Origin of the sequence: Prolixibacter denitrificans, assembly GCF_003014495.1 — a bacterium.
Lineage (GTDB): Bacteria > Bacteroidota > Bacteroidia > Bacteroidales > Prolixibacteraceae > Prolixibacter > Prolixibacter denitrificans.
The window spans coordinates 117,332-137,147 of sequence record NZ_PYGC01000008.1; the positions used below are offsets into that span (position 1 = coordinate 117,332).

The following is a 19,816-nucleotide window of genomic DNA, read 5'->3' on the forward strand; positions in this document are numbered from 1 at the left end:
ACATAGTTTGGCCGGTAAATGAACAAATTTTCTGATTCAGACTATTATGGAAAAAGTTGCCGACAGGATTGCACGTCTATCCGTTTCACAAACCCTGGCCATGGCCCAAAAAAGCCGTGAATTAAAAGAACAGGGAATTGACGTAATTAGTTTGGGAGTGGGCGAACCCGATTTCGACACGCCCGAATTCATCAAGGAAGCTGCCAAGAAAGCAGTGGATGATAATTTTTCACATTATTCTCCCGTTCCCGGATATCCGGTGCTGCGGAATGCCATCGTCAATAAGTTGAAACGAGACAACGGTCTGGATTATACCCCTGACCAGATTGTGGTTTCCAATGGTGCCAAGCATTCACTTGCCAATGTGCTGCAAGTGGTGGTTGAAGAGGGCGATGAGGTGATTGTACCGGCCCCTTACTGGGTTACTTACGTTGAGCTGGTTAAGCTTTCGGGAGGCAAGAACGTAGTGATTAAAACTTCGGTTGACTCCGGTTTTAAAATTACCCCGGAACAGCTCGAAGCAGCCATCACGCCCAAAACCCGGGCATTCTTGTTTAGTAGCCCGAGTAATCCTACCGGGAAATTGTATACCCGTGATGAGTTGAAAGTTTTCGCCGATATTTTCGCCAAACACCCCAATATCATCGTTATTTCTGATGAAATTTATGAATACATCACCTATGGTGGAAAGCATGAATCTATTGCTCAGTTTGATGAAATCAAGGAGCAGGTAATCGTTGTGAACGGAGTTTCGAAAGCATACGCCATGACCGGCTACCGGATTGGTTACATCGCTGCGCCAACCTGGATTGCCAAAGGGTGTAATAAATTACAGGGACAATATACATCAGGCCCGAACTCAGTGGCTCAGATGGCTTCGGCTGCTGCCATTAACTCCGATAATGCTGAGGTGTATAAAATGGTTGCTCAGTTTCAGAAACGCCGTGACATGGTGATGGAACTGATGGCGGAAATTCCGGGACTGAAAACCAGTAAGCCGGAAGGAGCTTTCTACGTATTTCCCGATGTGACTTACTATTTTGGTAAGAAGGTGGGAGATATTGAAATTAAGGATGCAACCGATTTGAGCATGTATCTGTTGAACGAAGCTCATGTTGGTGTGGTGACAGGTGCCGCTTTTGGTGACCCGAACTGTCTGCGGGTTTCATATGCTGCTTCGGAAGCTGAATTGCGTGAGGCGATTTCCCGCATCAAAGATGCATTGAACAAACTAGTATAGAAATTGAACTAATATTATATGAAAAGAGGAAGGCCGAAAGCCCTCCTCTTTTTTTATTGTGGGTTGCTATTTTTCGAATCCATAGTCGTGTTCCACTTTGGCAATCCGGGTTTTAAAACTCCGGTACCAGTCGCGCCTTCCTTTTTCTCTGACTGCTGCGTGTTCAGCATTTTCTTTCCATCTTTTGATGGAATCCAGGTCGCGCCAATAAGATACCGTGATACCTAATTCCTCACGCGCACTTTCAACGCCCAAAAATCCGTCCTGCTGTCTGGCCAGTTCGACCATCCTTTCTGAAGCGGCAGCATAGCCGTTGTCTCCTTCTGTTCTTACCGAAGTGAAAATCACAGCATAATAGGTCGGTTCAGGTGTTTGGGCAATCATGATGATTTACTTGGTAGAGTCTTTCATCGGTGCTTCCTGGGTTACCGCCGGTTTTTCCTTTCCGCTTCTGATGAAATAATTGTATTGGAAGAAGATGGCAACAGAATAGGCGACGGTCAAGATGGCAAGTATAGCGTATCTTTTGCTTTTTCGCTGCCGCAGAAGAATGGTAAACAGGGCCAGTACTCCTCCAATTCCGGCCTGCCAGCCGAGCGATATTACCTGGAAATCCATCGGCATACTCCCGTCAGGTAACGGATGAGGATTCAAGTCGGCAAAAAGATTCACACCGAGGGCGAAAAGTCCTGTCGCTACCATCGTGAACCATCCGGCTAAATTGAGTTTTCCTTTCTTTTCTACATAGCCAAAAATGACCAGCCCAATTCCCAGAAAAATTCCCCACTGCGGGATGATGGTGTATAAGTAAAACGGATTATTACTCATGAGGTTTTTGATTGATTGTATTGGCGAAAAATAGGGAATTTTCAGCAGTTAAGTCAGCCATTTTAAGTTTTCTTAAACTAATTGCCAGGTAATAGGCAGATAGCAAAGGATTCGTTATTTTTACGTCTATTTTTATTTCTTTATGAATAACAAGTTAGAAGTTGATCCGCGCGCTCGCGGACTTATTTTTGATATCGACGGGACGATTTGCGATACAATGCCGGTGCATTATATTGCATGGAGAGACACGGCAAAAGAGTATGGCATTGATTTCACGATTCCGTTGTTTGAATCGGTAACAGGAATGCCGGCACTGGAAACCTGCCAGCTGTTAAAGGAAAAATTCAATAAGGATTTTGACCCGGAAGAGTTTACCCGAATCAAGGAGTTGCGTTATGAGGAGAACATTCATAAAGTAAAGCCAGTAGAGCCGGTTGTTGAACTTATTCACGAATACCACGGAAAACTGCCCATGGCCTGCGGAACCGGTGGTTATAAAAGATTAGCCTGGATGGCGTTGGAAAAGGCTGGTGTAAAAGATTGTTTCGAACACCTGGTATCAGCAGAAGACGTAAAAAAACATAAACCTGACCCCGAAACTTTTTTGACAGCAGCTAGTTTAATACATATTAGCCCAACCGATTGCCAGGTTTTCGAGGATGGAAAACTGGGCTTACAGGCAGCGGAATCTGCCGGTATGATTGCAACTGATGTTACCAAATACTATGAAGTTACCATTGGCCGTGAAGTATAACCGTTTTTTTCTATCGATGGTGCTGGCAGGAAGCCTGCTGCTCATCAATTCGTGTAGTACGCCGAGAAAGAGTGAGCCGAAAGTGAAAGCTACCTCGGTTGTTTTTTACAATGTGGAAAACTTGTTCGATACCATTAACAATCAAGGCGAACGTGATTTTGAGTTCAGTCCTGAATCTCCTAAAAAATGGAATACCGAGCGATATACCAAAAAGCTGAATGATATTGCGCATGTATTGATGGACGTGGATACGGTTGGAAAGCCCGGATTGATTGGGATGGCCGAAATCGAGAATCAATCGGTGTTGAATGATTTGGTCCGGACGAAGCGTATGGCCCCTGTGCATTACCAGATTATCCACGAAGAGAGTCCGGATTACCGCGGTATCGACGTGGCGCTGCTTTATCGCCCCGATATCTTCAAAGAGATAACGCATACGGTCATCGGCATTCATTTTAAAGACGATCCGGATTATCATACGCGTGATATTCTCTACGCTAAGTTACTTTCCGGTAAGAATGACACCATTCACGTGTTCGTCAACCACTGGCCTTCGCGCCGTGGAGGGCTTGAAAAGTCGCAACCCAAACGGGTGTTTGTCGCTTCGGTGCTCCGTGCCCAGGTAGATTCGATTACCCGATTGAACCCTGATGCGAAGATAATTATCATGGGTGATATGAACGATGAACCGGAAAACAAAAGTCTTTTCAAGGTATTGCAGGCAATTCCGGGTACGGATGGCACATTGCACAGTTTGCTTTACCAGGCTTCGATGAAGGGAAAAGGAACCTATTATTTCCGTGGCAACTGGAATATGCTCGACAATCTGGTTGTGTCACATGATTTGCTGACGGCAAAACGTGGTTGGACGACAGTTCCTGCATCAGGGAAGGTATTTCATGAAAAATGGATGGAATACCGCAACAAAAATGGAGTGATGGCACCGAACCGCACTTATGGCGGACCGAATTATTACGGTGGTATCAGCGATCATTTCCCGGTCTATTTTATCCTGCACCGGTAGGAGTGTTGCTGCAAGTTCGAAAATCAACCTGAACAGTTCGAAGCCTTACCTTAACAGGCGGAAGCTTGTTCGGTGAAGGCGGAAGGGCTTTTTTCCCTGTTCGAAGCTCAATCAGTGGAGGCGGAAACCCAGTTGACAAACAGGGAAAACGATCTGCCAGTTGTTATTGGTGACGTGTTCGGTTTAAACGAATAACCGTTTGCTATGAAGTTTAAAATTGTTTCAGAATATCAACCTACCGGCGACCAACCGGAAGCGATTAATCAATTGGCCCAGGGGATCAACGAGGGAGCCAAACACCAGACCTTGTTGGGGGTGACCGGCTCGGGGAAAACCTTCACGATGGCGAATGTAATTGAGAAGGTGGAGCGGCCGACACTCATTCTGAGTCATAACAAAACACTGGCAGCGCAGTTGTATGGCGAGATGAAGCAATTCTTCCCGGATAATGCGGTGGAATATTTTGTTTCGTACTATGATTACTACCAGCCCGAAGCTTATCTTCCGGTAACGGATACATATATTGAAAAGGATTTATCGATTAACGACGAGATTGAGAAGTTGCGGTTAAGTGCGACTTCAGCTCTACTTTCGGGGCGTCGCGATGTGATTGTCGTTTCGTCGGTTTCGTGCCTGTATGGTATCGGTAACCCGGAAGATTTTCATCAGAATGTTTCGACGTTGAAAGTGGGAGATACCGTTAGCCGGAATGCTTTCCTGCGCCAACTCGTCGATGCGATGTACTCGCGCAACGAAGTGAGTTTTAACCGGGGAACTTTTCGGGTAAAGGGCGATACGGTGGATGTGTATCCGGCTTACGCGGATTATGCTTACCGGATTGTTTTCTGGGGTGATGAAATTGAAGAGCTGATTTCGTTTGATCCGGAAACCGGGCAGGCGATAGATGACCACGACAATATTATTATTTATCCGGCTACCATTTTCGTTACCACGAAAGAGCGGACGCAGTCAGCCATCCGGCAAATCCAGGATGATTTGGTGAAACAGATCGAATTTTTCGAAAACGAAGGAAAACGGGCGGAAGCCAAACGAATTGATGACCGGGTAAATTATGACCTGGAGATGATTCGGGAATTGGGATATTGTCCGGGCATTGAGAACTATTCCCGTTATTTTGATGGTCGTAAGGCGGGAACCCGTCCGTTCTGTTTACTCGACTATTTTCCGGATGATTTTCTGATGGTGATCGATGAGAGTCACGTGACGATTCCGCAAATCAGGGCGATGTACGGAGGCGACCGGGCACGAAAGGTAAATTTGGTGGAATACGGTTTTCGTCTGCCGGCAGCTATCGATAACCGGCCGTTGAAGTTTGAGGAGTTTGAGGATATTATCAACCAAATTGTATACGTCAGCGCGACGCCTGCGGAATATGAGTTGGAGAAAAGTGAAGGTGTCGTCGTAGAACAGATTATTCGCCCAACTGGATTGCTCGATCCCAAAATCGAGGTGCGTCCCAGCACCAATCAGATTGACGATTTGATGGAAGAAATTCATCAGCGTGTGCAGCGGAACGAGCGGATACTGGTAACGACACTAACCAAGCGAATGGCGGAAGAGCTCACCAGCTATTTCACCCGGATGGATATTCAGACCCGTTACATTCACTCCGATGTGGACACGTTGGAGCGTGTTCAGATTATGGAAGATCTGCGAAAAGGAGAATTCGACGTATTGGTCGGAATTAACTTGCTTCGTGAAGGACTGGACTTGCCGGAAGTTTCCTTGGTAGCGATTCTGGATGCGGACAAGGAAGGTTTCCTGCGTTCGGAGCGTTCGCTAACGCAGACGGCTGGTCGGGCTGCACGAAACCTGAATGGCCTGGTCATTATGTACGCCGATAAGATTACGCAATCAATGCAAAAAACCATTGATTCGACCAACCGCCGCCGTGCGAAGCAGATGGCTTACAACGAAGAGAACAATATTACGCCGCAGCAGATCATCAAAGCGACCCGCGAAATTATCGGATACGAGTATCGGAAAGAGAAAGAAACGACTGGTTCACCGAAAGCTTACGCAGGGCCGCCTCCAGCCGATGTGGCTGCCGATCCGGTTGTGCAGTACATGACGGTGGATGCCCTGGAAAAAGCTATCGCCAATACGAAGAAAGAAATGGAGAAAGCAGCCAAAGAGCTGGACTTCATCGAAGCTGCCCAGTTGCGTGATGAGATGTACCGCCTTCAGGGATTGCTGAAAGAGCGTTCGGGCGAGAAAAGCAAGCGATAACAATTCCAGTATAAGATCTGAAAAGTTAACATTCAGATATAAAAAAGCCCCGCTCATTTGGCGGGGCTAATCTTATCTGTATAAGATTGTTGTCTTGAATGTGCTTTCGGATTGCCTTATCCAAGGTAGGTTTTTAACAACTTGCTGCGAGAGGTGTGTCTCAGGCGGCGGATTGCTTTCTCCTTGATCTGGCGAACACGCTCGCGTGTCAAACCGAAACGCTCTCCTATCTCTTCGAGGGTCATTTCCTGACAACCAATTCCGAAGAACATACGAATGATATCGGCTTCCCTTTCGGTGAGAGTTGCCAGAGAACGGTCAATTTCCCTTGCCAGCGATTCGTCGATGAGTGAGCGGTCGGCGTTGGGCGAATCGTTGTTCACCAAAACGTCGAGCAGACTATTGTCTTCACCGTCAACGAACGGAGCGTCAACTGAAACGTGGCGGCCGGAAACACGCAGTGTGTCGGCTACCTTATCAGCCGGAAGATCGAGCTCTTTTGCCAACTCCTCGGGTGAGGGTTTGCGCTGATGTTCCTGTTCAAACTTCGAGAATGCCTTGTTGATTTTGTTCAGCGAACCAACCTGGTTCAAGGGTAAACGGACAATTCTCGATTGTTCGGCCAGAGCCTGGAGAATAGACTGACGAATCCACCACACCGCATACGAGATGAACTTGAATCCTCGTGTTTCGTCGAATTTTTCTGCGGCTTTTATCAATCCCAGGTTACCTTCGTTAATCAAGTCAGGTAAACTTAATCCCTGGTTTTGATATTGCTTTGCCACGGAAACTACGAAACGAAGATTGGCTCGTGTCAGTTTCTCGAGTGCTGCCTGGTCGCCTTTTTTAATGCGTTGCGCCAGTTCGACTTCTTCCTCAACGGTAATGAGTTCTTCTTTACCAATTTCCTGAAGATACTTGTCGAGAGAAGCACTCTCGCGGTTCGTAATAGATTTTGTAATCTTAAGTTGTCTCATGCTCTCCGATTAAAAGTCCGCAAATTTACGAAAGAATGAATTGTCATGCAAATTATCAGTCATCAGAATGAAGCGGACTTCGACAATTCAACTTATTCTACTCTAAAAACATAGTAGGCCCACTGTCCATTCGGATAGACTCCTTCGATTAGAATCGGACGGCCTTCCTCTGTTTGGTTAAGGGCACGTTTTACATCATCAACCGAGGAAACGGGCTTTTTGTTTATCTCAGTAATGATAAATCCTTCTTTTACACCTAAATCTTTTAGTTTGCCTTTGCTCAATTCATCTACCTGAATTCCACTGTTAAGTTGCAGGCGTTGCATATCCTGATCGGATACCGCACCAAATTTTGCTCCAAGGACTGAGAAGGACTCTTTTAAAATGCTTGTGTCTCCTCGTGTGTTACGAAGGGTTACCTCGTATTGTTTCAGTTTACCGTCCCTTTTGATGGTTAATGTTACCTTGTCGCCGGGACGACGTTTACCAAGCTGTTCCATCAATTCCGGGTTGGTATTTACGGTTGTATTATCAATCTTCAGAATTACGTCGCCGGGTTTTATTCCTGCGTGTTTGGCTGCACCGTCATCTGTAACGCTGTTTACATAAATACCTTCAATTTTGTCGATGTCGTGCTCTTTGGCCACTTGCGAGGTTACCTTCTGAATGGTTACACCCAGCATAGCACGTTGAACTTCGCCATATTCCTTCAGGTCACTGACTACTTTTTGGGCAATGGCGGCCGGAACGGCAAATGAATAACCAGAGTAAGAACCGGTGCGTGATGCAATGGCGGTGTTGATACCTACCAGTTCGCCGCGTGTATTAACCAGGGCGCCTCCGCTGTTACCCGGATTTACAGCTGCATCGGTCTGAATAAACGATTCCAGTGGCATTTTACCTGCGTTGATACCGATAGCACGTCCCTTGGCACTGACGATACCGGCAGTAACGGTTGAAGTCAGGTTGAACGGGTTTCCTACAGCTAGTACCCATTCGCCTAATTTCAGCGCATCCGAGTTACCCCAGGTGAGGTATGGAAGATTTTTTGCATCGATTTTTACCAGGGCGATATCCGTGTTTGGATCGCGTCCGATCACCTTGGCGGGATATTTTTGATCGTCGTTGAGAATGACTTCAATGTTCGATGCATCGTCGATTACATGATTGTTAGTAACGATGTAACCATCGGGACTGATAATCACACCCGACCCTGACGCACGGGTATACTGGGGTTGCTGTTGCTGGTATTGTCCTCCCCGGTCGCCGAAGAAGAAATCGAAGAAGGGATTTCCACTACCGCCTCCATACGCCTGGTTTTTAATCATCGTTTGAATGTGTACCACCGCGTGTACCGATTTTTCAGCAGCGTAAGTCAAATCGGGTACTCCGCCCTGAGGTGCACTTGGCAAACTGGTTAATTGAACCGGTTGAGAAGGCTCCTGAATGGTTACCACTTTTGTTTTTCCAATTGTTGCAGAATAAACAGCTACCGCGATAACTGCACCCGCAAAAGCAATGAGTAGATTTGTTGTTACTTTCTTAAACTTATTCATACTCCGTATTTTTAGAGATTAACTATATTTTCTGCAGATTTTGCCGGCAATTTGTGTACCATTGCAGAGCAAATTTATTGAAACAAACAATTTAGGTAGCCGTTGTATCGTACTGATTAACATATTTTAACTAACTTTTGGAGATGTTAGAAGTCATGGAGACAAAGTTTTACAAATACCAGGGAGCCGGAAACGACTTTGTGATCGTCGATAACCGCGATGAACACTTTGATGGAGACAATGTGGAGTTGATTGCTTCTATTTGTGATCGACGATTTGGTGTCGGAGCAGACGGGTTGATGTTGCTTCAGTCGCATCCCGAACATGATTTCGTTATGCGGTATTTCAATGCGGATGGACGTGAAGCCAGTATGTGTGGAAACGGAGGTCGCTGTATCGTGGCTTTTGCCAGGAAACTGGGCGTTATAGGCAATAAAACAACCTTTCTGGCCGTTGATGGTGTACACGAAGCGGTTATAGACGCGAATGGTCTGGTTAACCTGAAAATGCAAAATGTTTCCAAGGTCGAAAACAATGGAGACTTTTTCTTTTTGGACACCGGTTCGCCCCATTACGTTCGGTTTGCTGATGACATCGATTCGATTGATGTAGTGAACGAAGGAAGACAGGTGAGAAACTCAGAACGCTTTGCCGCGGAAGGAACTAATGTCAACTTTGTTCAGCTTTGTGATAACGGAATTAAAGTGTATACCTACGAACGTGGCGTAGAGGACGAAACCCTGGCTTGTGGAACGGGTATTACAGCATCGGCTTTGTGCGCAGCCATCAGAACAGGGAAAGAGGAAGGATATTTTCCGGTAGAAGCGAAAGGCGGACAACTGGAAGTTTCTTTCAAACGTTCAGGAAATCAATTTACCGAGATTTGGTTAAAAGGTCCCGCCACTTTTGTTTTTGATGGAACAATAGCAATCGATTAATCCTTTTATCCTAAATTTTCGATGAAAGAAAAAATGTGGGAACGTCTGAAGTTTTTCAAATCGGTGTCGATGCCCGGGTTCTTTGGACGTGCCTTCTTCATTACTTTCCTGGTTACCTTCCTATTGGTTTTCATCGTTTACAATTTCTCAGAATGGCATAGTTTCCGGGTAAACCGGGAGCACCGGATTAATCAGATTTTTAATCAGGAAGAATCCAATCTCGAATCACGAGTTGACGGCGAGATAAAATATATTACGTACCGCCGCGAAGAATACATCGATAATCTGAAATCTTCTCTTTCCCGAAGTGTGGAATCGGCTTCCAGTATGGCCGAATCGATGTGGAGTAAGTATAAAAATGTATATCCTGAGCATCGGGTTCGGGAAATGATTCTCACTTCATTGTCAGCTTATATTGGACCCGGGATGAAAGGAAAACTCTTTGTCAACACGCTTGACGGAAAAAGCTTGATTTTTCCCGGCAAAGGTGTTGGTAAAGGAATTAGTCTGAAAAGTTTTCAGGATTCATTGGGGAATTATGTGGTACGAAAAGAGTTGAATCTGCTTCGGAAAAAAGACAGCGGCTTTCTTGAATATTACAACTCAGACAATCATGAGTTGGATAAAATAGCTTATATACAGAGGGTTGATGATTTGGGCTGGTATATCGGGCATCGTGTTTATCCCGGGGATTTTAAGTCTGACATTCAGCAAAGTATTGTCCATAAGTTGACGGAGCAGTGGAAGAATACGGGGGATGTCATCTTCATCAATAAATTTGACGGAACACCTGTGATTATGGACGGAGTTCCATACAGCGGTAATATGAATTTGGTGACGAATGCTCCTCAAAGCAAGACCACGGTTTTTCAGCAAGAGCTAAATTTGGTGAAGCAAAATCAGCAGGGGGGCTTTTTCCGTTGTAACTGGTATAATCATGTTAGCCAGACTTCCGACAGCATTATGGTGTATGTCCGTTCGGTTCCCGAGTGGAATTGGATTGTTGGCGGGGTCGCTTATTTGTCGGACGCCCGGAAAAAGGCCGAAAGTGAAGGTCAACAATTAAAACGCCGATATTATAAAGCCATTGTAACTACGCTGGTTGTACTTGCCCTTTTCTCACTTATCTTTTTCGTTTTTCTGAATTATTATTTCCGGCGTTTTTATGCTGATATCAATTGGTTTATTACCTATTTCAAGCATCCCAAAGGGCATTTTATTCCAACAGAAAAAATTCATTTTAAGGAAATACGCTCTTTGGGTGAATCAGCCAATCAAATGATGGCTACTCGTTTGCAAATCGAAGATGAGTTGATTTTCAACCAGAAGGCGCTCAAGCATCTTTTTAACGTGGCTCCGGTTGCGATGATCGTGGTTGTCGACGAGGATCAGATTGAAATGGCGAATCATGCATTTGAAGAGCTTTTTGAATATTCTCAGAAAGAAGTAGTCGGCATGTCGTTGAGTTCTCTAATCTGTAAGGATAATTCCGAATGGATTTCGGTGAAGAATATTGGGACGGATGGTAGTCATACCAGCGTTGAGCGTGAGCTTGTCCGTTACACGAGAACAGGTCAGAAATTGTTGGTGTCAGCCATTTTTACAGTGCTGAGCAGCAACGAAGGCAAGAACCAGATGCTCCACATCTACCGGAATATCACTGACGAGCGAAACCGGGAAATACAACTGAAAAGTGCACTGCATAAAGCAAAAGAAGCCGACCAATTGAAATCTGCTTTTTTGGCGAATATGTCGCACGAGATACGAACCCCCATGAATGCTATCTTCGGCTTTTCGGAGTTACTGGGAGATTCGGATATCACGCCTGTCGAACAGGAATTGTACATCAAATACATACAGAAGAGTGGTGATACGCTGCTACACCTGATTGACGATATCATCGATTTCTCGAAGATTGAGGCCGGACAACTGGCGTTAGCCAAAGAACCTTTTTCGGTGAATAAATCGCTCATCGATTTGATTCGCCTGTATCAGAAAATGGTGGCCGAAGAGAGAGACGGTAAAGTGGAGATGAGTTTTCAGTCTAATCTTCCGGATGCACTAAAAATAACTTCGGACGTTGTCAGGGTAAGACAGATTTTGAGTAATCTTCTATCAAATGCCTTCAAGTTTACTTCGGAAGGGCACATTGCAGTGAAATACCTGTTGGAAGGTAATTTTGTGGTTTTTCGGGTGGAAGACTCTGGTATCGGGATCGAGAAGAAGAATCAGCAGCTTATCTTCGAACGTTTCCGTCAGGCAGAACCGGCCTATAACCGGAGTTTTGGCGGAGCAGGACTGGGCTTATCCATCTGCAAAGGATTGGTCGAACTGCTGGGAGGTGAATTGGGGGTTGAGTCGGAATTTGGCAAAGGTTCTGTTTTCTATTTTACCATCCCGTTAGATTGATGCCCGCTAATCCCTATTTTTTACCGGGAACATCGAACCATTTGCTTTCCAGTTCTTCTGGCTGGTAATTTTCGACATACTCCATCGCATCGCTGGCATCTTTCGCTACGTAGTACATTTTCTTATATTCTTCGCGCGCAAATATTTCATCGTATGAGCGCTGAAATTGTTGAAGAAGCGCATCATAAAATCCGTTGGTATTGATAAATACGATGGGTTTGTTGTGGTAGTGAAGTTGTTTGAGCGTAATCACCTCGAGAATCTCTTCCAGTGTTCCAAATCCTCCCGGAAGGGCAATGAATGCATCCGAACGTTTCCGCATCAGGTATTTGCGTTCCCGCATGTTCGGTGTCACAATCAATTCATCGTCGTGCTCCGAAGCCAGGTTCCGGTCGTGGATTGACTGCGGAATAATGCCCAGCGAAACAGCTCCTGCCTGACGAGCAGCATCGGCACAGGCGTGCATCAACCCAACATTCGAACCACCGTAAACAATGTTGTGGTGGTTGTCACCAATCAATGTTCCCAGCAATTTGGCTTCTTCAAAATAGACATCAGCAATGGCATTGCTCGAAGAGCAGAAAACACAAATATTCACGACTCAGAAATTTTATTGTAATACATTAAAAAAGGCTGGCCCAGGGCCAGCCTTCAGGCTTTATACATCGATATTCGCGTATGTTGCGTTGTCCTCAATGAACTTTTTCCGGGGCGGCACATCATCACCCATGAGCATGGAGAAGATGTGGTCGGCTTCAGCAGCATTCTCAATAGTCACCTGCCTTAGCGTACGTTGTTCCGGGTTCATGGTCGTTTCCCAAAGCTGCTCGGCGTTCATCTCACCCAAACCTTTGTATCGCTGAATATGCAGGTTGCTTTCACTTCCACCTCCCCATTCGTTGATAAGGGCGATACGTTGTTGTTCCGTCCAGCAGTAGGTTTCTTTCTTGCCTTTGCGCACCAAATAAAGCGGTGGTGTGGCAATGTATACATATCCGTTACGAATCAAATCCTGCATGTAGCGGAAAAAGAAAGTCATGATAAGCGTCGCGATGTGAGAACCGTCGACGTCGGCATCGGTCATGATTACTATCTTGTGATACCGCAGCTTATCGATGTTCAATGCTTTCTGGTCTTCTTCGGTTCCTACCGTGATACCTAAAGCAGTGTAGATGTTGCGAATTTCTTCACTTTCGAAAACCTTGTGCGACATGGCTTTTTCCACGTTCAGGATTTTTCCCCTTAACGGGAGAATGGCCTGAAAGCGACGATCGCGGCCTTGTTTTGCAGTTCCGCCTGCCGAATCACCCTCGACGAGGAAAACTTCGCATTGTTCCGGATCTTTTTCCGAGCAATCGGCCAGTTTTCCCGGTAGACCACCACCTGATAATACCGTTTTTCGCTGAACCAGTTCCCTTGCTTTGCGGGCTGCATGACGTGCCTGAGCAGCAAGAATAACTTTGTTTACAATGGTTTTCGCATCTTTCGGATGCTCTTCCAGGTAGTACGAAAGCATTTCACTAACTGCCTGGTCAACTGAGGCGCTGATTTCGGAGTTTCCGAGCTTGGTTTTGGTCTGTCCCTCAAACTGTGGCTCAGCTACCTTTACCGAAACAACGGCCGTCAATCCTTCACGAAAGTCATCCCCACTGATGTCGAATTTCAACTTGGCCAGCATGCCGCTGGTTTCCGCATAATTCTTCAGGGTACGGGTTAAACCACGCCGGAAACCGGTGAGGTGTGTACCTCCTTCAATGGTGTTAATGTTATTAACGTATGAGTGAATGTTCTCGGTAAACGAAGAGTTGTAAGTCATCGCGATTTCTACCGGAACACCATTTTTCTCTGTTGTGATGTGAATCGTTTCGTCAATCAGTCGCTCACGGGTGCCGTCCAGGTAATCGACAAATTCGGACAATCCGGCTTCTGAAAAGAATTCTTCTCTTTTGAATTCACCGTTTTCGTCCTGTTCCCGTTTGTCAATAATAACCAGTCGGATACCACTGTTCAGGAACGCCAGTTCCCGCAGACGAGCCGAGAGAATGTCGTATTTATACGTGGTTGTACTGAAGATGGAATCATCTGGGCGGAAGGTAACGATGGTACCGCTTTTGTCCGTTTCACCAATAATTTTGGTTTCACTGATAGGAACGCCTCGCTGGTACTCCTGCTCCCAGATTTTTCCATCGCGGTGAATTTCCGCACGAAGGTGAGATGAAAGTGCGTTAACACACGAAACACCAACACCGTGCAAACCACCGGAAACCTTATATGAGTCTTTGTTAAACTTACCACCGGCGTGGAGAACGGTCATTACCACTTCCAGAGCCGATTTATTTTCCTTGGAGTGGCGCTCCGTCGGGATACCACGTCCGTCGTCTTTTACTGAGATGGAGTTATCTTCGTTGATGATAACTTCGATGTTCTTACAGTAGCCTGCCAGCGCTTCGTCGATGGAGTTGTCAACTACCTCGTATACCAAATGGTGCAAACCTTTAACGTTTACATCACCGATGTACATCGCGGGACGCTTACGTACAGCCTCTAAACCTTCCAGTACCTGAATACTGTCGGCTGAATAATCGGAGTTGTTGTTCAATCCGTTATTTTCAAATTCACTCATTCTATGAATTATTTAAATTCTCAATCTCGCCGGAATCCTTCGCATTCCAACCCCGACCTGATAACCAAAGAGCAAAAGTGGTTGCGGACAATACTTTAGCAACTGCCGGTGAAAAGACAGTTTAAGTTCCGCATTTTCAGGTCTTTTTTCATGGTAGGCAAATATAGCAAAATAATCCCGGTTAACCTGATATTTTGGACCCTCAAAACCGGGTTTTTATCAACAAATCAATGTGTGTTAAGTGTCAGATTATCAGATAAAAATAAACCCCGAAAAAGCTTCGGGGTAAAATGAGACTAAAATATCTTAATTTGCTTAAAATGACCAGCTTGCACCGACCATAAATCGCATGCCTTGCGAGGTGTAACCCAACCACCTGTCATAGTGTTGGTTGAATACGTTATCGAGGCGGCTGAAAAGCTTCAAACGGTAGGGCAGCTCGTATTCCGCACCGATATTCATATTCACAATTGGATCGAGTGAAACGATGTCCCGGTAGGGAGAAGGCCTTGCTGAACTGAGTGGATCGTAATGATATAGAACAATAGCCTTCCGGTTTCCGGTAATATTCACATCGATAAAACCGGTTAGCCGCTGGGTAAACCTTACGCCCGACGAAACCGTTGCATCGAAATTGGGCTTGTACGAAGCGACATCCAGACTGTCAAGCGAGTAGCTGTAATAGTTTGCTTTGATTTGCAGGTAGTAGTCGCTTCCGCTGAAATAGGAAATTTCGGCATTCAGATTGAGGATGCCGGCGTTATCATATTCAACATCAAAGTCATTCTTGTACAACCACTCGTTCGTGGAAATTGGGTACATTGGACTGAGTACCCTGGGGGCTGCATTCGTGACAAAGAAATGCATGTTGTGCGCCTTGCTGTATTTCACACCGGCTTTGTAACTGATTTGCGGGCTGATTTTTCCTTTGAAACCGCCGAAGACAATGTATTTGTAATCGGTGTTCCGGATATCGTGCCGTGGGTTAGCCCAAGGATTTTCTTTAGCTATCGCGGAATAGTTGTTGTTCTGCAGGTAGCCATCGGCGCCGGCATACAGCGTCATGATATTTTCCACGGGGGTTAGTTCCAAATCGAGTTTGGGATACACCTTGAAAATGGCATTCCGGTCATCGTCTGATACCGACCAGGTATTCAGACCGGCACGAATTTTCCATGCATCGCCGCACAGCAGCACTGATGGATTCAGCTTGAACCAGATGCTGTTGCGTTTGTTTGAGTTCGGATTATCGAAATTGTCAATGCTGTCGGTCGAATAGTAATCGAGGGACGACTGAAGCAGGCCGTGCAGGTTGCCGAAATCGTTGTCAAACTCAGCAATCATTCCGGCGTTATTCTCGGTTTGCCCGGTTTTTGCGTTGAAATTGGAATAATGCAAACCTGCGTTGTATTGCAACTCACTGCGGGAGTTCTCACTGCTTTTCAAGCCTACATTGACCCGCCAGTTTTGCAAGCGTTGTTTGTCGTTGAAATAGCCATAGCCATTATTCTTCACGTAGGCCGGAATGGAATCCGGGTAACCGTAAAACTTCACTACGTTCCGGTCGTAATTCAGGTTGACCGAAAACACCGATTTCCTGAAAAAGTACTTCCCGAAAACCTCCAGGTTATTGTGGCTGTATGGAGCATCGACTTTTTTGCCGGTACTATTTAATTTCACACTTCCCGCGGACGAGAGATGCCGGTAGTGAACTCCGAAAATGGAGTTCTTGCCTTTGGGCTGGTTGAAAAAGAATTCCCCGTAAGGCGTATTGTAAGTTCCCAGCCCCACTTTCAGATAACCATAACCGTTCTCTGTCGATTCGTGCAGGTTGATGGTTGCAGCCGATACGGGAACAGTTTTGAATCCGGTCATGATCGGCTCGGCGTCGATGTGGTAGTCGAACTGCGGCGTGAAACGGGTTGTGTCGTCAATTTCCGGCATCGGACTGATTTTGTACGCATCCGATACGCTCGGGCGATAAGCTTTCACCACTTCCACCTGCTTGTTGATGGTCGTGTCCTGCTTTTGGGCCAATGCTGTAGCTGTACTTCCCAGTCCCATAGCCAGGGTAAATAATATGCTGAGTGAAATATTCTGATGTTTCATGATGCTTTCAGATTATTGGTTGGAGCTAATGGAATCAGTTGTGGAAGTTGTCACAGAATCCTGCTGACTTTGTGCAGCGGATTGTGCTTTCTGTTTTGCTTCCAAATCTTTCAGATACAGTTCCGACTCCTTAATGATTCCATCGTCGGGCTCTCCGTAATTATCGATGATACTCTGGAGCGTATGTGTTGCCTGGAACAGGTCACCCTCTTTTTCATAAACATGAGCCAGCAGAATGAAGCTTTTGGCCAGCCAATATTGGTGCGGGGTGTTCTTGTCGATGAAACTCATCACCTCATCCTCGGCTGCTTTCAACTGGTTATGGTCGTAATAGTACTTACACACCTGGTATTTCGCTTCGGCACCTTCGGCCGTTTTGGTATCCTTCGATAACTTGCGGAATAGCGTATACGCTTTTGTTGGCTCGTTGAGCGCGAGGTAAGCCTTGGCTGCTTTGTATTCCGCTTCACGCGAAATTTCTTCCGGTACTTTTTCCGTATTCCGGATTTGCCAGCCTGCTTCGGTTACCGCTTGATAATTTTTCAGTTCGTAATTGCTTCGCAGTATTCCCGTGAGGGCAGTCAGATTGTCTTTCGAATTGTTGGACTGTTTTTCAAGGCGCGTGTACAGTGCAAGCGCTTTGTTGTAGTCTTTTTCCCGGTAGGCGATTTCGGATGCTTTTAATAATGCCGGTTCAGAGAAAATGTTATCACCACGACTCAGCACATAATCATAATCGACAGCAGCCTGCTGAAGGTTTTGTTGATTGTAGTACAGCTCGCCGCGGTAGAAATGTGCATTGATGGCAAACGCTCCGTCCGGGAAGCGACTGAGATAACTGGTCAGCGCATCCATCGCTTTGGGACTTTGCTTCATGTAGAGATTTTCAGCCGAAGTGTACAGCAACGAATCCTGTTCCGATTGAGAGGGTGTCGCTGTTTTTCCCAAACTTTGGGCATACGTGAAGTAATCTTCCACTTGGTTCATCTCCACATAATTGTTCCGGATTCCTGTCAATGCTGCTTTGGCTTCCGGTGTATTCGCGTATTTCTCAACTACCTGTTTGTAGTACGAAAGCGAGTTGTTGTAGTCGTTTTCGTTGAAACTGATGAGTCCCAATTGCAACAGCGCTTTCGGCTGATATGGGCTGTTTGGGTAATTGACCAGCAAATTCTTGAAGCTCTTCTTCGCGTTGTCATCGTTATGGGCCCGCTCCCAGGCACGACCGGTTTCGAAAATGGCATCATCGCGATAGCGCGAATCGGGGAACTGAACTTGCAACTTGTTCAGGTCGTTAATTTTTTGCTGTTGCTTATGCAGCAGACCATAGCAGAAAGCCGTTTGAAACAGTGCATAGTCTGCATCGTAGGTGTTCATGTGGTACGCCTTCTGATACTGAGCAATCGCATCCTGGAAACTGCGCTGAACATACGCGCAATCGCCTAACCGGTTGTATGCATCGGCCACCTGCTTAGGATCTTTGTCGTGCGGGAAGGTGAGAAACTTCCGGAACCAACTGGCAGCCTGGCCAAATTTCTCCTGGTCGAAATAGGCGTAACCGATGTTGTAGTTGGAAAGTGCATATTCCTTCTTCATTCGGTATGAACCGGCCGTCGACTGGAAGCGACGGTAATCGAGAATAGCGGCTTCCTTATCGTTGAGGCGGTATTCCGCTTCCCCTTTCCAGTAATAAGACAGCGCTTTCAATTCGTCGTTGTATTGGCTGTATTGTAATGACTTATTGAATAATTCAATGGCCTGCTTTAGTTTTGTATCGCGGAAAAATTCCAGCGCGCGATAGTAGGCTACCCGCTGATACGCTTTCTTGATAGCCGGACTTTTCACTTTGATTTTATCCAGCGATGCCAGTGCATCCTTGTAGTTACGGGTCGTCATGAAAACCTTCACAAGGTAATCGTAAGCGACATCGTTCCGTTCGGAGTTGGGATATAGCGTAATGTATTTGTCGAACGCCTTGATGGCTTCGTTAAAGGGGGAATAATCCAGCTCGTAAGTGATTTTGGCATACTGGAACAACGCATCTTCCTTAATTTTCGGGTCGAAACTCATTTCCGATGCATTGGAGAAAGCCATCATTGCTTTTTGCTTCTGACCATCTTTCAGGTAGGCACCTGCCAGATGATAATAGGCATTCTGTGCTACAGCATCTTTATCGCGTGTGGCCCGTTCGAGATTGGCGATGGCTTGTTTGTAATCGCCGGTCTCGTATTGACACATCCCGATGATGTAATAATCATCCGTGGTCGGTTTTTCCGTGTTCTTCATGTAATCATTCAAATACGGAAGAGCTTTGCTGTATTGCTCCTTTTGAAACCAGGAATTTCCGATGATCTTGGAGATATCAATTTTTCGTTCGGGCGATGCGGCTTTCAGTAATGGCGGGGCCATTTTGATTACCTCATCATATTTTTTCTGCATGAAATAGATTTGTGCCGTATAGAACGGTACAATTCCGGAGTATTGCGGATCGTCCTTCAGTTTCTGGAATTCTAACAGCGCCGTTTCGTAGTTTCCTTCGAGGTAGTTGATGTGCGCCCAGTAGTATGCGGCTGCACGGGAAAACCTGCCCCGTTTGTTTTTCAAATCATAGAAATAGGTTTTGGCCTTTTCGTTCTCTCCGTTGTCCAGGTAGCAATACCCCAATTTGAATTTGTATTCGTCGCTTTCTGCTTTTGGAAGCAGGTAGGCGTCTACTTTTTCATAATCGCGCATGGCTTGCCGGTAGCGTTTGTTGCCAAACTCCACGTTCGCCAGACGGAAATGCGCCATCGAAATTTGTGGCGAGTTGGGATATTTGTCTATGAAATCTTCCAGCTCTTCTTTTCCATTCCGGTTTCCCATCACCAAAGCACAAACTGCTTTGTAGTAGGTCGCTTCGGCAAACATCCCCGATGAAGGCTCGCTCTGTTTGATGATTTTATTGAACTCGTGGTAAGCCGAGCTGAATTTTCGTGTCTGGAAAAGCTCCAGTGCTGTACGGTAAGTTTCGTCAATACCGGTTGGACTGGTTACCGGTTGCGCATAAGTTGCCAAGGTAACAAGCAGTATCAATCCAAGCGTAAAAAACGATCTAGCTATGAATTTCAT

14 protein-coding genes are annotated in these 19,816 nt (G+C 45.9%); 6 read left to right on the forward strand and 8 right to left on the reverse strand.

Features of this window, described 5'->3' with window-relative positions; genetic code table 11:
* Window positions 1–46: 46 nt before the first annotated feature.
* Window positions 47–1,240 (forward strand): pyridoxal phosphate-dependent aminotransferase, encoded by a 1,194-nt coding sequence (locus CLV93_RS14750; RefSeq protein ID WP_106542980.1) that lies wholly within the window; start codon window positions 47–49, stop codon window positions 1,238–1,240.
* Window positions 1,241–1,306: 66 nt separating this feature from the next.
* On the opposite strand, the gene CLV93_RS14755 is transcribed toward CLV93_RS14750, so the two are convergent.
* Both CLV93_RS14755 and CLV93_RS14760 read right to left on the reverse strand, forming a co-directional pair.
* Window positions 1,307–1,624, reverse strand: coding sequence for an antibiotic biosynthesis monooxygenase family protein (locus tag CLV93_RS14755; protein WP_211297865.1), 318 nt, complete (start codon window positions 1,622–1,624; stop codon window positions 1,307–1,309).
* A 6-nt stretch (window positions 1,625–1,630) separates the two neighbouring features.
* Entirely contained in the window at window positions 1,631–2,068 is a 438-nt protein-coding gene (locus tag CLV93_RS14760) for a hypothetical protein (RefSeq protein ID WP_106542982.1), read from the reverse strand.
* A gap of 142 nt (window positions 2,069–2,210) precedes the next feature.
* On the opposite strand from CLV93_RS14760, the gene CLV93_RS14765 reads away from it, so the two are divergent.
* The 3 genes from CLV93_RS14765 (at window position 2,211) to uvrB (ending at window position 6,096) form a co-directional block, all read left to right on the forward strand.
* Window positions 2,211–2,822, forward strand: coding sequence for an HAD family hydrolase (locus CLV93_RS14765; RefSeq protein ID WP_106542983.1), 612 nt, complete (start codon window positions 2,211–2,213; stop codon window positions 2,820–2,822).
* On the forward strand, window positions 2,794–3,846 hold the full coding sequence (locus CLV93_RS14770; protein WP_106542984.1) for an endonuclease/exonuclease/phosphatase family protein: 1,053 nt from the start codon (window positions 2,794–2,796) through the stop codon (window positions 3,844–3,846). The genes CLV93_RS14765 and CLV93_RS14770 overlap by 29 nt, the downstream gene beginning before the upstream one ends.
* Window positions 3,847–4,050: 204 nt before the next feature.
* Window positions 4,051–6,096, forward strand: a complete 2,046-nt coding sequence (uvrB, locus tag CLV93_RS14775; RefSeq protein ID WP_106542985.1) for an excinuclease ABC subunit UvrB — start codon at window positions 4,051–4,053, stop codon at window positions 6,094–6,096.
* A gap of 116 nt (window positions 6,097–6,212) precedes the next feature.
* Here uvrB and CLV93_RS14780 read toward each other — a convergent pair whose 3' ends face one another.
* Both CLV93_RS14780 and CLV93_RS14785 read right to left on the reverse strand, forming a co-directional pair.
* Window positions 6,213–7,073, reverse strand: a complete 861-nt coding sequence (locus CLV93_RS14780; RefSeq protein ID WP_106542986.1) for a sigma-70 family RNA polymerase sigma factor — start codon at window positions 7,071–7,073, stop codon at window positions 6,213–6,215.
* A 92-nt stretch (window positions 7,074–7,165) separates the two neighbouring features.
* Window positions 7,166–8,629: a Do family serine endopeptidase gene (locus CLV93_RS14785; RefSeq protein ID WP_106542987.1), complete on the reverse strand. Its 1,464-nt coding sequence runs from the start codon at window positions 8,627–8,629 to the stop codon at window positions 7,166–7,168.
* A gap of 155 nt (window positions 8,630–8,784) precedes the next feature.
* On the opposite strand from CLV93_RS14785, the gene dapF reads away from it, so the two are divergent.
* Window positions 8,785–9,567, forward strand: a complete 783-nt coding sequence (dapF, locus tag CLV93_RS14790) for a diaminopimelate epimerase (RefSeq protein ID WP_106542988.1) — start codon at window positions 8,785–8,787, stop codon at window positions 9,565–9,567.
* Window positions 9,568–9,588: 21 nt separating this feature from the next.
* Window positions 9,589–11,976 (forward strand): cache domain-containing protein, encoded by a 2,388-nt coding sequence (locus CLV93_RS14795; protein ID WP_106542989.1) that lies wholly within the window; start codon window positions 9,589–9,591, stop codon window positions 11,974–11,976.
* Between the two features lie 13 nt (window positions 11,977–11,989).
* On the opposite strand, the gene CLV93_RS14800 is transcribed toward CLV93_RS14795, so the two are convergent.
* The 4 genes from CLV93_RS14800 to CLV93_RS14815 form a co-directional block, all read right to left on the reverse strand.
* Window positions 11,990–12,574 carry an LOG family protein gene (locus CLV93_RS14800; RefSeq protein WP_106542990.1) on the reverse strand — a complete coding sequence of 195 codons (585 nt, stop codon included), beginning with the start codon at window positions 12,572–12,574 and terminating at the stop codon, window positions 11,990–11,992.
* Window positions 12,575–12,634: 60 nt separating this feature from the next.
* Window positions 12,635–14,599, reverse strand: coding sequence for a DNA topoisomerase (ATP-hydrolyzing) subunit B (gyrB, locus tag CLV93_RS14805; protein ID WP_106542991.1), 1,965 nt, complete (start codon window positions 14,597–14,599; stop codon window positions 12,635–12,637).
* A gap of 315 nt (window positions 14,600–14,914) precedes the next feature.
* Complete coding sequence (locus CLV93_RS14810; RefSeq protein WP_106542992.1) at window positions 14,915–16,708, reverse strand: TonB-dependent receptor; 1,794 nt, start codon at window positions 16,706–16,708, stop codon at window positions 14,915–14,917.
* A gap of 12 nt (window positions 16,709–16,720) precedes the next feature.
* A complete protein-coding gene (locus tag CLV93_RS14815) occupies window positions 16,721–19,816 on the reverse strand; it encodes a tetratricopeptide repeat protein (protein WP_146142036.1) in 3,096 nt (1,031 codons plus the stop codon).

What these genes read in the sequence shown, in the direction of transcription:
- CLV93_RS14750 (WP_106542980.1), top strand. Translation starts at nt 47, where the DNA reads ATGGAAAAAGTTGCCGACAGGATTGCACGTCTATCCGTTTCACAAACC.
- CLV93_RS14755 (WP_211297865.1), bottom strand. Translation starts at nt 1,624, where the DNA reads ATGATTGCCCAAACACCTGAACCGACCTATTATGCTGTGATTTTCACT.
- CLV93_RS14760 (WP_106542982.1), bottom strand. Translation starts at nt 2,068, where the DNA reads ATGAGTAATAATCCGTTTTACTTATACACCATCATCCCGCAGTGGGGA.
- CLV93_RS14765 (WP_106542983.1), top strand. Translation starts at nt 2,211, where the DNA reads ATGAATAACAAGTTAGAAGTTGATCCGCGCGCTCGCGGACTTATTTTT.
- CLV93_RS14770 (WP_106542984.1), top strand. Translation starts at nt 2,794, where the DNA reads ATGAAGTTACCATTGGCCGTGAAGTATAACCGTTTTTTTCTATCGATG.
- uvrB (WP_106542985.1), top strand. Translation starts at nt 4,051, where the DNA reads ATGAAGTTTAAAATTGTTTCAGAATATCAACCTACCGGCGACCAACCG.
- CLV93_RS14780 (WP_106542986.1), bottom strand. Translation starts at nt 7,073, where the DNA reads ATGAGACAACTTAAGATTACAAAATCTATTACGAACCGCGAGAGTGCT.
- CLV93_RS14785 (WP_106542987.1), bottom strand. Translation starts at nt 8,629, where the DNA reads ATGAATAAGTTTAAGAAAGTAACAACAAATCTACTCATTGCTTTTGCG.
- dapF (WP_106542988.1), top strand. Translation starts at nt 8,785, where the DNA reads ATGGAGACAAAGTTTTACAAATACCAGGGAGCCGGAAACGACTTTGTG.
- CLV93_RS14795 (WP_106542989.1), top strand. Translation starts at nt 9,589, where the DNA reads ATGAAAGAAAAAATGTGGGAACGTCTGAAGTTTTTCAAATCGGTGTCG.
- gyrB (WP_106542991.1), bottom strand. Translation starts at nt 14,599, where the DNA reads ATGAGTGAATTTGAAAATAACGGATTGAACAACAACTCCGATTATTCA.
- CLV93_RS14810 (WP_106542992.1), bottom strand. Translation starts at nt 16,708, where the DNA reads ATGAAACATCAGAATATTTCACTCAGCATATTATTTACCCTGGCTATG.
- CLV93_RS14815 (WP_146142036.1), bottom strand. Translation starts at nt 19,816, where the DNA reads ATGAAATTCATAGCTAGATCGTTTTTTACGCTTGGATTGATACTGCTT.